Consider the following 13,215-nt stretch of genomic DNA (forward strand, 5'->3'; position numbering starts at 1 on the left):
GCGCACAAGGATTGTGACCGCGGTCACCCGCTCATAGCGTCCCGCGGCATGACAGCACCCACCCCCACGGCGCGGCACACGGCCGGCCCGGCGATCTCGCTGCGGAACGCGACCAAGATGTTCGCGACCCGCTCGGGCGACCCGTTCACCGCGATCACCGACGTCACCATCGACGTCGCCGCCGGCGAGTTCGTGACCATCGTCGGACCGACCGGCTGCGGCAAGTCCACGACCCTCTCGCTCGTCTCCGGCCTCGAGCCTGTGACCAGCGGGACCGTCCACGTCCACGGCCGGCCCGTCGACGGGATCCCGGACGGGGTCGGCTACATGTTCCAGTCCGACGCCGTGCTGCCGTGGAAGAACGTCCTCGACAACGTCGCCGTCGGGCTCCGCTACCGCGGGCTGGGCAGGAAGGAGGCCCACGAGCGGGCCCGCGACTGGGTCGAGCGGGTCGGGCTCGCCGGCTTCGAGGACCGCTATCCCCACCAGCTCTCCGGCGGCATGCGCAAGCGCGTGGCGATGGCCCAGTCGCTGATCGGCGAGCCGTCGCTGCTGCTGCTCGACGAGCCGTTCGGCGCGCTCGACGTGCAAACCCGCGAGCTGATGCAGGACGAGCTGCTCCAGCTCTGGTCCGGCACCGGTGCCGCAGTCGTGTTCGTCACCCACGACCTGACCGAGGCGATCGCCCTCGCCGACCGCGTCGTCGTGATGACCGCAGGCCCCGCCACCGTCAAGAACATCGTCCCCGTCGACCTGCCCCGCCCTCGCAAGGTCGAGGAGATCCGGCTGACGCCGGAGTTCACCGAGCTGTACCGCACCGTGTGGGACAGCCTCCGCGAGGAAGTCGAGATCACCCGAGCCCGAGGAGCCTCCCGTGTCGCTTGAGACGGCAGCAGCCGAGCCGACCACCCGCGTCGGCGCACCCGTCGCGTCCACCACCCCGTCGTCGCCTCGCCGCCGCGCGGCCCGCCGACGCTGGGGCGTGCTCGCCGTCCGCCTCGGGCTGGTCGCTGTGTGGCTCGGCTCCTGGGAGCTCGCGGCGCGCACCGTGATCGACCCGTTCTTCTACTCGATGCCTTCGGAGGTGTGGGACAAGCTCGTCACCTGGTTCACCGACGGGACCTCGATGGGCTCCATCTGGGAGAACATGGGCGTCACCCTCGAGGAGGCCGTGCTCGGGTTCATCACCGGCGTCCTGGGTGGCGTGGTGCTCGGCGTCCTGCTCGGGCGCAGCAGGTTCCTCGCCGACGTCGTCGCGCCCTTCATCAAGGGCGCCAACGCGATCCCGCGGATCGTGCTCGCCTCGCTCTTCGTGATCTGGTTCGGGCTCGGGATCAGCTCGAAGGTCGCCACCGCGTTCGTCCTGGTCTTCTTCGCGGTCTTCTTCAACGCCTTCCAAGGCGCCCGCGAGGTCGACAAGGTGCTCGTCGACAACGCCCGGATCCTCGGCGCCGGCCGCTGGCAGCTCCTGCGCTCCATCGTGCTCCCGAGCGCCACCTCCTGGATCCTCGCGAGCATGCACGTCGCCTTCGGGTTCGCCCTGATCGGCGCGGTCGTCGGCGAGTTCACCGGGGCCGACCGAGGGATGGGGCTGCTGATCCGTCAGTCCCAGGGCAACTTCGACACCCCCGGCATCTACGCCGGCATGTTGATCATCACCGCTCTGGCTCTGGTCGCCGAGTGGCTGATCACAAGGCTCGAGAAGCGACTCACCAGCTGGCGACCGCCGTCGTCGTCCGAAGCCGCCGGCATCTGACCGGCACCACATCCCCACGAGAAGAACAGGAACAACCATGCCCATCTCCAGCAAGCGCGTCCTCGCCGCAGGTGTCGCGGTCGTCGCGGCAGGCGCCGGCCTCAGCGGGTGCCGCAGCTCCGGCGCCGAGAACGTCGACGACTCCGCCCACCCGAGCATGACGATCATGGTCGGCGGCATCGACAAGGTCATCTACCTCCCGGCGAAGCTGGCAGAGAACCTCGGCTACTTCAAGGACTCCGGCGTCGACGTCACCCTCAAGACCGAGCCAGCCGGCGCCGAGGCGGAGAACCTGCTGATCGCCAACAAGGTCGACGGTGTGGTCGGGTTCTACGACCACTCGGTCACGCTGCAGGCGGCCGGCAAGTGCGTCGAGAGCGTCGTCCAGCTCGCCAAGGTGCCCGGCGAAGCAGAGGTCGTCTCCAACGACGCGGACATCTCGGGACCATCCGACTTCGACGGCAAGAAGCTCGGCGTCACTTCCCCCGGCTCGTCGACCGACTACCTGACCCAGTACCTCGCCACCAAGAACGGCGTCGACACCTCCGACTACACGACCGTCACCGCGGGCGCGGGCTCGGACTTCATCGCCGCGATGCAGAACGACGGCATCGACGCGGGCATGACCACCGACCCGACCATCGCCCAGGTGGAGAAGCAGGGCCTCGGCAAGGTGCTGCTCGACATGCGCACCGAGGAGGGCACGAAGGAGGCGCTCGGCGGCCTCTACCCGGCGGCGAGCCTCTACATGGACTGCGACTACGTCGAGCAGAACCCGGAGACCGTGCAGAAGGTCGCGACCGCGTTCGTGAAGACTCTGCAGTGGATCTCCACGCACAGCCCGGCGCAGATCGCGGCCGAGATGCCCGAGGACTACAACGGCGGGGACCCCGCGCTCTACGAGCAGTCGATCAAGGACTCGATGCCGAGCTTCACCGACGACGGCGTGATGCCCGAGGGCGGCCCGGAGACCGTGCTCGACGTTCTCGGCACGTTCAACCCGGACGTCGAGGAGAAGAAGGACGACATCGACCTGTCGAAGACCTACACGACCCAGTTCGTCGAGAACGCGGGCTGACCCGTCGAGCCTGAGCGGCCGCGGTCCCCTGGCGGGGCCGCGGCCGTCTCAGTTGATCTCGACGAGCTTCTCGCGGACGGCATACATGACCGCCTCCATCCGCGAGTGCAGCTGCAGCTTCTCCAGCATGTTGCGCACGTGGTTCTTCACGGTGTTCTCGCTGATCGCGAGCTGGTGGGCGACGTCGCGGTTGCTGAGGCCGCGGGCGACCAGCTGGAGCACCTCGAGCTCGCGGTCGGTGAGCTTGAGCGCCGGGGCCTGCGACTTGCTCGGCTTCGACATCGTCTTGAACTCGTCGATCAGCTTCGCCGCCATCGACGGGCTGATCAGCGACTGGCCGTCGGCGACGACCCGGATGCCCTGGGCGACCTCCTCGATCGAGGAGTCCTTGAGCAGGTAGCCGGACGCGCCGCTCTTGACCGCCTCGTAGAGATCGGCCTCCTGGTCGGACATCGTCAGCATGATGATCTTGGTGGCCGGTGCGGCCTCCTTGATCGCGCGGCACGCCTCGATGCCCGACCGCTTCGGCATGCGGACGTCGAGCAGGACGACGTCGGGCGCGCTCTGGACGGCCAGCTGCGTGCCCTCCACGCCGTCACCGGCCGCTCCGACGACCTCGATGCCGTCCTCGGTGCCGAGGAGCATGGTCAGGCCCCGCCGGAAGAGCTCCTGGTCGTCGACCACCAGCACTCGAACCGGTTCGTTAGGTGTGCCCACGAGGGCCACTATTGCACTGAAGTGCCACGCCGCGCGGCGCTCACGCCCCCAGATCGAGGGAGATCACGCCGTAGTCGTAGCCGCGCCGGCGGTAGACCACGGCCGGCCGCTCGCTCTCCTTGTCGACGTAGAGGTAGAAGTCGTGACCGACCAGCTCCATCTCGTAGAGCGCCTGGTCGAGCGTCATCGGGCTGGCCGGGTGGGTCTTCTCGCGCACCACGAGCGGGCCGTCGCCGGTCACCGTGATCGGCCCGACCTGACGCTCCTCGACCGCGTCGGAGTCCGCCTCGGCGACGGTGGGCTCGGCGACCGAGGCGAGCGCCTCACCCACCGAGACGGGAGTGCGCCGACCCTTGTGCACGCGGCGGCGGTCGGCGGCGCGCCGCATCTGGGCGGCCATCTTGTCGAGCGCGAGGTCCAGCGCGCCCATCTTCTCGTCGGCGGAGGCCTCGGCGCGGATCACCGGGCCCTTCGAGTAGGCCGTGAGCTCCACGTGGACGGCGTTGTCGTGCTGGCGCGGGTTCGGCTCGCAATCGACCTCCACGTGCACCCGCATGATGCGATGGTCGTGCTTCTCGAGCCTCGCCAGCTTCTCGGCAGCGTGCTCGCGGAATCGCTCCGAGATCTCGCAGTGCCTTCCGGTGACCACGACGTCCATCAGTGACCTCCACGGTGTTGTCGATGGGGTTCGGAGGAGGCCGCGCGGGGGTCCGCGCTTCAGACGACCGGCGCGGACTCCATGTTGAGACGTTAGTGCGTCGGGGCCCTTCTCAAAAGGGGTCGAACGTCCTCACCGGCGTGTTGGTGCCGACCGCCGCCGGGTCGCCGCCACCGCCGCGACGGCGAGCGTCCGGATGCCGGACGCTGCGAGGGCTCGCTGCGCCTCCCGCGCGGTCGCACCGGTCGTGACGACGTCGTCGCACACCACGACGTGCGCTGCGGCGACCCGCCGCCCGACCCGGTCGAGGGCCGCGGACGGGCACGCCATCGACCCCGTGAGGTTGGCGGCCCGCTGCGCCACGTCGCGGCCGGCCTGGTCGGCGACGCCCGGGCGCAGCCGCAGCAGCGGGTCGGCGTACGCCGATCCGCCGGCCGCGCGGAGGCCGCGGGCCGCGCGCCGCGCCATCGCGAGCGTCGGGTCGTGCCCGCGCTCCCGGACAGCGGCCGGCCGGGACGGCACGGGCACGAGCAGCACCGGGTCGGCCGGCCGGCCGGGCACCAGCTCGGCGAGCGCCGAGCGCACCGAGATCGCGAGCAGGTCCCCGAGCGGCCGGGTCAGGGCGAAGGCGCGCCGCTCCTTGTGGCTCACGACCAGCGCACGGAGCAGGTCGGCGTACTCCCCCGTCGCGAAGGGCGGCGCCAGCCCGGCCGGCGTCGGCGTGGGCCAGGCGACGTGCGCCTCGGCCGGCAGCGTGGTGCGGCACGACCGGCACAACGGCCGCCCCGCGCGCCCGCAGCCGACGCAGGCGGAGCCGAGCAGGAGGTCGAGGAAGCCGTCGATCAGCGTCACCCCGCCATTGATCCCGGTCCGGTCGCGGCAGGCAAGCCGCCCGCGACGCCCCTGTGGAGGAAGGGCGCCCGAGCTCAGCCGGCGTAGTCGAGCAGCGTCACCGCTCCGCCGCCGATCTCGGTGGCGACCCTCGTGACGAGGTCGGTGAGGCCGCGTCCGAGCACGGCGTAGGAGGGCTGGTCGACATCCGGCGAGCCGGCGAGACCCCGGACCCTCCCGGTCACGATCGTCGACCCCGCGTCCTCGCCGAGGGTCGAGCCGTCCGCCACGACGGTGTCCACCTCGAACAGGGAGCCCCGCCGGACCGGCGTGAGCACGGCGATGGTCGACGGGCTGGTCCAGGCGATGTCGACGATCCGCGACGCCCCGCCGATGCCGCCGATCACGGTCGACAGACCGGCACCGTCCACGCGGCCGTTCACGCCCAGGGTGACCCGGGCGATCACCAGGTGGGTCGCGTCGCCGCGACGGACCACGGCGACCAGCCGGGTCCCGTCGCGGGAGACCAGCAGCCGCCGCGCGTCCTGGCCGGTCACGCCCGGCACCCGCACGTGTCGCACCCGGGGACTGTCGTCGTCGCGACCCTCGACGACGCGCACACGGGCGCCGTCCGGCCCTCGGTCGAGCAGCCAGAGGCGGCCGGCATAGTCCCAGGTCGGGCGGGCCAGGTCGACGCCGTCGGACACGATCGTGGTGACCTGGGTCGGGCTGTTGACGTCGAGGACGGGGCCCTCCAGCACGTGGGCGCGGTCCTGGGTGACGATCGCAGCCCGGGCGCCCTGCGGTGCCACGGCGAGCTCGGCGGGGCCGTAGCCCGGCTTCCCGAACGGCCCGGTGACCGGGGCGAGCAGGTCCGGCGTGCCGGACACGACCCGACCGTTCCGCACGCCGAACAGCTCGCCGGCCGCGAGGTTGCCCGCCGGGTCGAAGTCCGCCGCGTCGGCCAGGTCGTACTGCGTCGCCCCGCTCGGGAGCGTCACGCCGGTCCCCCCGATGCTGAGCCGGACCGCGGTCACCTGGGGGTCCTGCTGCAGCGTCCAGGCGAACTGGGCGAGCATCAGCTGCGCCGAGTCCGGCGAGGGCTGCGGAGCGTCCCCGGACAGCGACAGCTCGGCAACCCCGCTGTCGGAGACCGGGACGGAGAGGCCCTCGTCGAGGCCGTGCGGGACGTACGTCGTGATCACGTCGCGCAGCCGTCGGGGCGGGCCGGTCAGCAGTGCGCTGACCAGGCTGGTCGCGAGCTGCTGGCCGACGGGGACGAAGACCGGCTCGGGAACGAGGATTTTGGAGGTGGGGTCGAAGTAGTAGACCGAGACCTGGCGATAGCGCTGCTGGAACCACGACGCCGGCACGATCAGCGCGTTCGGCGGGTCGATGATCCGGAACTCGCCGTCCTCGACGCCGATCTTGAAGTGCAGCGTCTCCTCACGCGGCCCCAGCGAGCCGCGCCAGCCGCCGCTCGCGTCGAGCCGGTCGCCGGAGGACAGGTGCACCGACACCCCGGCGCCGTCGTCCTCGGGCTCGGGCGGGGAGGAGTCGGAGTAGACGATGGTGCCGGCCTCGGGGTTCCACGCCTCGGCGGAGTCGTCGGTCAGGTACTCCTTGACGACGTTGGTCTGCACCGGCCACGCGGTCATGGCGTCGAGGAACCCGGTCACGATCGCCTGGCGGGAGGCGCCGGGCGCCGGGGGCACTGCGTCCGCCTGACCGGCGGGCTGCTCGTCGAGCTGGCTGCCGGCCTTGGACGTGACGACCGGGCCGTCGTCGGGCACGCGCACGCAGCCGGTCAGGCACGCGGCGCCGACCACCAGGGCCGCGACGAGGACGGCGGGCCGCCTCACGTCGTCACCCCGCTGGTCTCCTCGTCGTCGGGCTCGGGAACGTCCTCGGCGACGTTGGCGAGGGCGGGCGCGAGGTGCAGGGGGCTGTGCCGCAGCGGTCCGCCCGCGTAGCGGGGCAGGGTCAGCCGGAACTGGGCACCGCGCCCGCTCCGTCCCCACGCCTGGAGCCAGCCGCCGTGCAGCAGGGCGTCCTCCAGGGCGATCGCGAGGCCGAGGCCGGTGCCACCGCTGGTGCGGGCCCGCGCCGGGTCCGAGCGCCAGAACCGGTTGAACACCATCGCCGACTCACCCGGCGCCAGGCCGACTCCGTGGTCGCGCACCGTGACCGCCGCGGCGTGCTCGTCGGAGGCGAGCCGGATGCTCACCGGCTGGTCGGCATCCGGGTAGGCGTGGTCGATCGCGTTGGACACCAGGTTGCGGAGGATCCGCTCGACCCGGCGTACGTCGACCTCGGCGCGCACCGGCGCGTCGGGGTGCTCCACGACGACCTTGACGCCCCGCTGGTCGGCGATCGGCTGGGCGGCGTCGACGACCCGGTGCGCGATGTCGGTGAGGTCGACGTCCTCGAGGTCGAGGACCACGGCGCCGGCGTCGAACCGGCTGATCTCGAGCAGGTCGACCAGCAGCGTCTCGAACCGGTCGAGCTCGACCTGCAGCAGCTCGGCGGCGCGCGCCGTGACGGGGTCGAACTGCCCGCGGGCGTCGTGCAGCACGTCGCTGGCCATCCGCACGGTCGTGAGCGGGGTGCGCAGCTCGTGGGAGACGTCGGACACGAACCGGCGCTGGACCCAGCTGAGCTCCTCGAGCTGCCGGATCTGGCGCTGCAGGTTCGTGGCCATCTGGTTGAACGACAGCGCCAGCCGGGCGAGGTCGTCCTCCCCCGAGACCCGGAGCCGCTCCTGGAGCCGGCCGGCGGCGAGCCGCTCCGCGACCCGGCGGGCCATCCGGACGGGCGTGACCACCTGGCGGGTGACCAGCCAGGTGATGCCCGCGACCAGCGCGATCAGCAGCCCGGCCGCGGTCAGCAACGCCCGGGTGACCAGGCCGAGGGTCTCCTGCTCGTCGGTGAGCGGGAAGAGGTAGTAGAGCGTGTAGGTCTGTCCGTCCGCCGGCAGCTGGACCTGCGAGCCGACGATCACGCCGGGCACCTCGGTCGTCCTGCCGGCGTCGTCGGTGTGCACGATCGAGGTGTAGGTCCAGGCGGTCGAGCGGTTCACCGCGTCGAAGTGGCGCTCCAGGGCGGCCGGGACGCTGGAGACGTCGAGGCCACCGCTGTACATCCCGCCGCCGACGCTCAGCGGCACGTCGTTGCCCTCCGGGCCGGCCAGCACGACGTAGAAGCCGCGGCTCTCACCGCTCTCGATGATCGGGTCGACCAGGTCGCGCTGCTGCTTGCTGACGTTGACCTCGGTGCCGGACGCGCTCGCGAGCCGGTTGCGGGTCTCGTACATCTCGGCGTTCACCTCGGAGAGCACGACGTCGACCCGGTGCCGCACCAGGCCGTCCCGGGTCTGCTGCAGCAGCAGCCACCCGACCGCGCTGATGACGACCGCCGTGAGGACCACGGTGCTCATCACGACCCGCGCCTGGATCGAGCGCCGCCAGAAGGTGAGCGCGCGACGGATGTACGCGAGGATCAACTGCCGCTGCCGGCCTTGTAGCCGACGCCCCGGACCGTCACGACGATCTCGGGGTGCTCCGGGTCGTGCTCGATCTTGGACCGGAGCCGCTGGACGTGGACGTTGACCAGGCGGGTGTCCGCGGCGTGCTGGTAGCCCCAGACCTCCTCGAGCAGGACCTGGCGGGTGAAGACCTGCCACGGCTTGCGCGCGAGGGCGAGCAGCAGGTCGAACTCGAGCGGCGTCAGCGGGATCTCCTCGCCGTCGCGGGTCACCGAGTGACCGGCTACGTCGATCGAGAGGTCCCTGATGCTGAGCGTCTCGGACGGTACGGCGTCCGAGCGCCGCACCCGGGCGCGGATCCGCGCGACGAGCTCCTTGGGCTTGAACGGCTTGACGACGTAGTCGTCGGCACCCGACTCGAGCCCCACGACCACGTCGACGGTGTCGCTCTTGGCGGTGAGCATGACGATGGGCACCCCGGACTCGGCCCGGATGTCCTTGCACACGTCGATCCCGTCGCGGCCGGGCAGCATCAGGTCGAGCAGCACCACGTCGGGCCGGTAGTCGCGGAACTCCGCGAGCGCGGCGTCACCACGCCCCACGACCCGGCTGTCGAAGCCCTCCTGCCGGAGCACGATCGAGAGCATCTCCGCCAACGGGGCGTCGTCGTCCACGACGAGGACCCGACCCTTGGTCGGGTACGACGCCGCGGCTGCCTGCTGGCTCACACCCCAATGCTAGGCGGGAAATGCGCGACGCCCCGCACCCGGACGGGTGCGGGGCGTCGTACCTGCTGCTCAGTAGCGGTAGTGCTCCGGCTTGTAGGGGCCGGCGACGTCGACGCCGATGTAGTCGGCCTGCTCCTTGGTCAGCTCGGTGAGCTCGACGCCGAGGGCGTCGAGGTGCAGCCGGGCGACCTCCTCGTCGAGGTGCTTGGGGAGGACGTAGACGCCCACCTCGTAGTCGCTCGCCTTGGTGAAGATCTCGATCTGGGCGAGCACCTGGTTGGTGAAGGAGTTCGACATCACGAACGAGGGGTGGCCGGTCGCGTTGCCGAGGTTCAGCAGGCGGCCTTCACTGAGGACGATGACCTTCTTGCCGGCTGCGCCGTCCTTCTCCGGGAAGATCCACTGGTGGACCTGCGGCTTGATCTCGTCCTTGACGATGCCCGGGATCTTCGCGAGACCGGCCATGTCGATCTCGTTGTCGAAGTGGCCGATGTTGCCGACGATGGCCTGGTTCTTCATCCGCTCGAAGTGCTCGGTGCGGATGATGTTGAAGTTGCCCGTGGTCGTCACGAAGATGTCGGCGTAGTCGACGACGGTCTCGAGGCGCTTGACCTCGTAGCCGTCCATCGCCGCCTGGAGCGCGCAGATCGGGTCGATCTCGGTGATGACGACCTTGGCGCCCTGGCCGCGCAGCGACTCCGCGGAGCCCTTGCCGACGTCGCCGTAGCCGCAGATGACGGCGGTCTTGCCGGCCAGCATCACGTCGGTGGCGCGGTTGATGCCGTCGACGAGCGAGTGGCGGCAGCCGTACTTGTTGTCGAACTTCGACTTGGTGACCGAGTCGTTGACGTTGATCGCCGGGAAGAGCAGCGAGCCCTCCTTGAACCGCTCGTAGAGGCGGTGCACCCCGGTCGTCGTCTCCTCGGTGACGCCCTTGATGCCGTTGGCGACGTTGGTCCACTTCTGCGGGTCGGCCTCGAGGGAGCGCGCGAGGACCCGGAGGACCTCCTTGTACTCCTCGTTGTCGGTGGTGTCCTGGCCCGGCACGGCCCCGGCCTTCTCGAACTCGACGCCCTTGTGCACGAGGAGGGTGATGTCGCCACCGTCGTCGAGCAGCATGTTCGGGCCGACGCGGTTGCCGGACTCGTCGGTGAAGTCGAAGACCTTCTCGGCCTCGTCCCAGTACTCCGCGAGGGTCTCGCCCTTCCAGGCGAAGACCGGCGTGCCCTGCGGGTCGTCGACGGTGCCGTTCGGCCCGACGACGACGGCGGCGGCCGCGTGGTCCTGGGTGGAGAAGATGTTGCAGGTGGCCCAACGCACGTCGGCACCGAGCGCGACCAGCGTCTCGATGAGGACGCCGGTCTGGATGGTCATGTGCAGCGACCCGGCGATCCGGGCACCCTTGAGCGGCTGCTGGGCGCCGTACCGCTCCCGCATGGCCATCAGGCCGGGCATCTCGTGCTCGGCGAGGGTGAGCTCCTTGCGGCCGAACTCGGCCAGGCTCAGGTCAGCGACCTTGTAGTCCATGAAAGTTTCGTCCTCGTGATCGTGAGGGGCGTCCTGCGGCGCATCTGCACTTCGACGGGATCTCCCGCGCATGACCAGGACACCCTACAAGCGCGCCCGCTCCCCCGGAGAATCATCCCGAGAGCTCACCGGACGAAGGTGAAGAGCGTCCGGCCCCTCTCGAGCAACCGTCGAACCCTCAGTTCGGACACGTCGAACCCTCAGTTCGGACACGTCGAACCGTCAGTTCGAGCACAACACGGGAGGGCCCGCGATCGTCTGGGTCTGCGCCGGATGCGCGGTCCAACGCGACCGAAGGCGCGGTTCGGCGTGCCCAAACTGACGGTTCGACGTGTCCGAACTGACGGTTCGACAGGCTCGAAGGCGGGGTTCGACTAGTGGGCGGGGCGGTCGAGAGGGAGCAGGTGGACGACGAGCACGACGACGGCGCCGACGAGCAGGCCGGCGACGGCCGAGACGACGGTGTTGGCGGACCAGGCCAGGAAGCCGCCGAGGGCGGCAGTCCCGTCGTGGATCGCGTGCTCGAGGTGGTGGACCTGCTCCTCGGGCCAGTGCCACCAGCCGGCCTCGGCCAGGTTGACGAGCAGGATGTGGCCGCCGACCCAGAGCATCGCAGCGGTGCCGAGGATTGCGATCGCGGTCAGCAGGCGAGGCATCGCGGCGACCAGACCACGGCCCACCCGCTGGGTGACCTCGGAGTCGCGCTCGGCGAGGTGGAGGCCGACGTCGTCCATCTTCACGATGACGGCCACGACGCCGTACACCGCGATCGTGATGACGATCGCGACCACGGCGAGGATCGCGAGCTGCGCCCAGAAGCTCTCGTCGATGACCTCGTTCAGCGCGATCACCATGATCTCGGCCGACAGGATCAGGTCGGTGCGGACGGCCTGGGCGACGATCCGCCGCTCGGCGTCCGGGCCGTGCTGCGGCGTCGGGGTCGGGAGGTCGCCGACGTGGTCGTCGTGGTGCCGCAGCGCCTCCCAGATCTTCTCCGCGCCCTCGAACGCGAGGTAGGTGCCGCCGACCATCAGGATGATCGGCAGCGCGTCCGGGAGCAGGTTGCTGAGCAGCAGCGCCGCCGGGAGGATCACCAGCAGCTTGTTGCGCAGCGACCCGATCGCGATCTTCTTGATGATCGGCAGCTCGCGCTCGGCGGCGATCCCGTGGACGTACTGCGGCGTAACCGCGGTGTCGTCGACCACGACGCCTGCCGCCTTGGTCGTCGCACGGCCCGCGGCGGCGCCGACGTCGTCGACCGACGCGGCGGCGAGCTTGGCGAAGGCGGCGACGTCGTCGAGCAGCGCGAACAGGCCGGCGGACATGCCCTGAAGGCTATCGGCCCGCCAGAACGGTGCTTCTCGACTCCTCCTCCTGCACGGCCTCCGGCCCAGCCTCCTGGCTGACGACGGTCAGGTCGACAGCCTGGTCGACCCGCTTCTCGGCGTTGCCGAGCGGGTCGACGAGCACCTCGAGGCGGCGCGCGATCGGCGGCGAGGCGAGCGCCAGGGCGACCGCCACCGCGCCCGCGGTCGTCGTGAGCAGGCTGAGCACGGGGTGCTGGTAGGTCCACTCGGGGTAGGAGAGGTACTCCGCGGCCTTCACGACGAAGCCGTGGCACAGGTAGACGACCAGGGTGTACTTCCCCATCCGGGCGAACCAGCCGTCGCGGCGCGGCACGAGGGCGAGGAAGGCGAGGGCGCCGACGAACCCGAGCGCCAGCACCACCAGGCGGGTGGCGAACGCGCGGACGTCACCGACGTCGAAGAGCGAGTACGGCGACCGGTAGTAGAGCCATTCCGAGCTGGCCCAGGTGTTGGTGTAGGTGGAGAGCAGCCAGATCCCGGCGAACGAGACGACCGCCAGGATCCGCGGCGTCGTGCCGCGCAGCCACTCGAGCCGCTCCGGCGTCGCCTTGAGCCCGATCACGAAGAACGGCAGGAAGCCGAGGATCCGCAGCACGCAGAACCACTCGCTGGTCACGAAGCCGCTGAGCACGCTGATGGTGACGGCGACGACGACGGCAGCCGGGATGTCTTTCAGCACCGGGGTGAGCAGCCGCCAGAAGAAGAGCGCCGCGAGGAACCACATCGGCCAGTGCGGGTCGAGGAACAGGGTCTCCAGGTGCTCGCCGCCGACGTAGACGCGGAACAGCGCGAGCAGGCCCTCGAACACGACGTACGGCACGGCCACCGTGCGCACCAGCTGCCAGATCCGCTGCGGCGTGTAGGTGAAGTTCCGCGAGAGGTAGCCGGTGATCAGGATGAACGCGGGCATGTGCCACACGTAGAGGAAGTCCTTGAGGTGCCGGTCGAGGCCCTCCAGAGGGAGGAGGTCCCACGAGTGGCCGACGACGACCAGCACGACCAACGCCATCTTGGCGTTGTCGAGCCAGGGGTCCCGAGTTCTCCGTGTCATCGCTACACAGGTAACCAA

General features: G+C 70.5%; 12 protein-coding genes. 3 read left to right on the top strand and 9 right to left on the bottom strand.

Annotated features, from left to right (window positions below; genetic code table 11):
• The first annotated feature begins 48 nt into the window (after window positions 1–48).
• The 3 genes from ABD709_RS04240 to ABD709_RS04250 are packed head-to-tail and all read left to right on the top strand — an operon-like array spanning window position 49 to window position 2,834.
• Window positions 49–885: an ABC transporter ATP-binding protein gene (locus ABD709_RS04240; protein WP_344772618.1), complete on the top strand. Its 837-nt coding sequence runs from the start codon at window positions 49–51 to the stop codon at window positions 883–885.
• Window positions 875–1,756: an ABC transporter permease gene (locus tag ABD709_RS04245; protein ID WP_344772620.1), complete on the top strand. Its 882-nt coding sequence runs from the start codon at window positions 875–877 to the stop codon at window positions 1,754–1,756. The genes ABD709_RS04240 and ABD709_RS04245 overlap by 11 nt, the downstream gene beginning before the upstream one ends.
• 37 nt (window positions 1,757–1,793) lie before the next feature.
• Complete coding sequence (locus tag ABD709_RS04250) at window positions 1,794–2,834, top strand: ABC transporter substrate-binding protein (RefSeq protein ID WP_344772622.1); 1,041 nt, start codon at window positions 1,794–1,796, stop codon at window positions 2,832–2,834.
• Between the two features lie 48 nt (window positions 2,835–2,882).
• On the opposite strand, the gene ABD709_RS04255 is transcribed toward ABD709_RS04250, so the two are convergent.
• From ABD709_RS04255 to ABD709_RS04295, 9 genes are all read right to left on the bottom strand, one after another.
• A complete protein-coding gene (locus tag ABD709_RS04255; RefSeq protein WP_344772624.1) occupies window positions 2,883–3,518 on the bottom strand; it encodes a response regulator in 636 nt (211 codons plus the stop codon).
• Between the two features lie 73 nt (window positions 3,519–3,591).
• Window positions 3,592–4,209, bottom strand: coding sequence for a ribosome hibernation-promoting factor, HPF/YfiA family (hpf, locus tag ABD709_RS04260; protein ID WP_344772626.1), 618 nt, complete (start codon window positions 4,207–4,209; stop codon window positions 3,592–3,594).
• A gap of 132 nt (window positions 4,210–4,341) precedes the next feature.
• On the bottom strand, window positions 4,342–5,061 hold the full coding sequence (locus ABD709_RS04265; RefSeq protein WP_344772628.1) for a ComF family protein: 720 nt from the start codon (window positions 5,059–5,061) through the stop codon (window positions 4,342–4,344).
• 74 nt (window positions 5,062–5,135) lie between these two features.
• Window positions 5,136–6,902, bottom strand: a complete 1,767-nt coding sequence (locus ABD709_RS04270; RefSeq protein ID WP_344772630.1) for an LpqB family beta-propeller domain-containing protein — start codon at window positions 6,900–6,902, stop codon at window positions 5,136–5,138.
• A complete protein-coding gene (gene mtrB / locus ABD709_RS04275) occupies window positions 6,899–8,542 on the bottom strand; it encodes an MtrAB system histidine kinase MtrB (RefSeq protein WP_344772632.1) in 1,644 nt (547 codons plus the stop codon). The genes ABD709_RS04270 and mtrB overlap by 4 nt, the downstream gene beginning before the upstream one ends.
• Window positions 8,539–9,252: an MtrAB system response regulator MtrA gene (gene mtrA, locus ABD709_RS04280; protein ID WP_344772634.1), complete on the bottom strand. Its 714-nt coding sequence runs from the start codon at window positions 9,250–9,252 to the stop codon at window positions 8,539–8,541. Before mtrA ends, mtrB begins: the two co-directional genes overlap by 4 nt.
• Before the next feature lie 69 nt (window positions 9,253–9,321).
• Complete coding sequence (gene ahcY / locus ABD709_RS04285) at window positions 9,322–10,779, bottom strand: adenosylhomocysteinase (protein ID WP_344772636.1); 1,458 nt, start codon at window positions 10,777–10,779, stop codon at window positions 9,322–9,324.
• Window positions 10,780–11,153: 374 nt separating this feature from the next.
• A complete protein-coding gene (locus tag ABD709_RS04290; RefSeq protein ID WP_344772638.1) occupies window positions 11,154–12,104 on the bottom strand; it encodes a DUF808 domain-containing protein in 951 nt (316 codons plus the stop codon).
• 10 nt (window positions 12,105–12,114) lie between these two features.
• A complete protein-coding gene (locus ABD709_RS04295) occupies window positions 12,115–13,197 on the bottom strand; it encodes an acyltransferase family protein (protein ID WP_344772640.1) in 1,083 nt (360 codons plus the stop codon).
• Between the last annotated feature and the right edge of the window lie 18 nt (window positions 13,198–13,215).

It is taken from the genome of Nocardioides panacisoli (genome assembly GCF_039537325.1).
Taxonomy (GTDB): domain Bacteria; phylum Actinomycetota; class Actinomycetes; order Propionibacteriales; family Nocardioidaceae; genus Nocardioides; species Nocardioides panacisoli.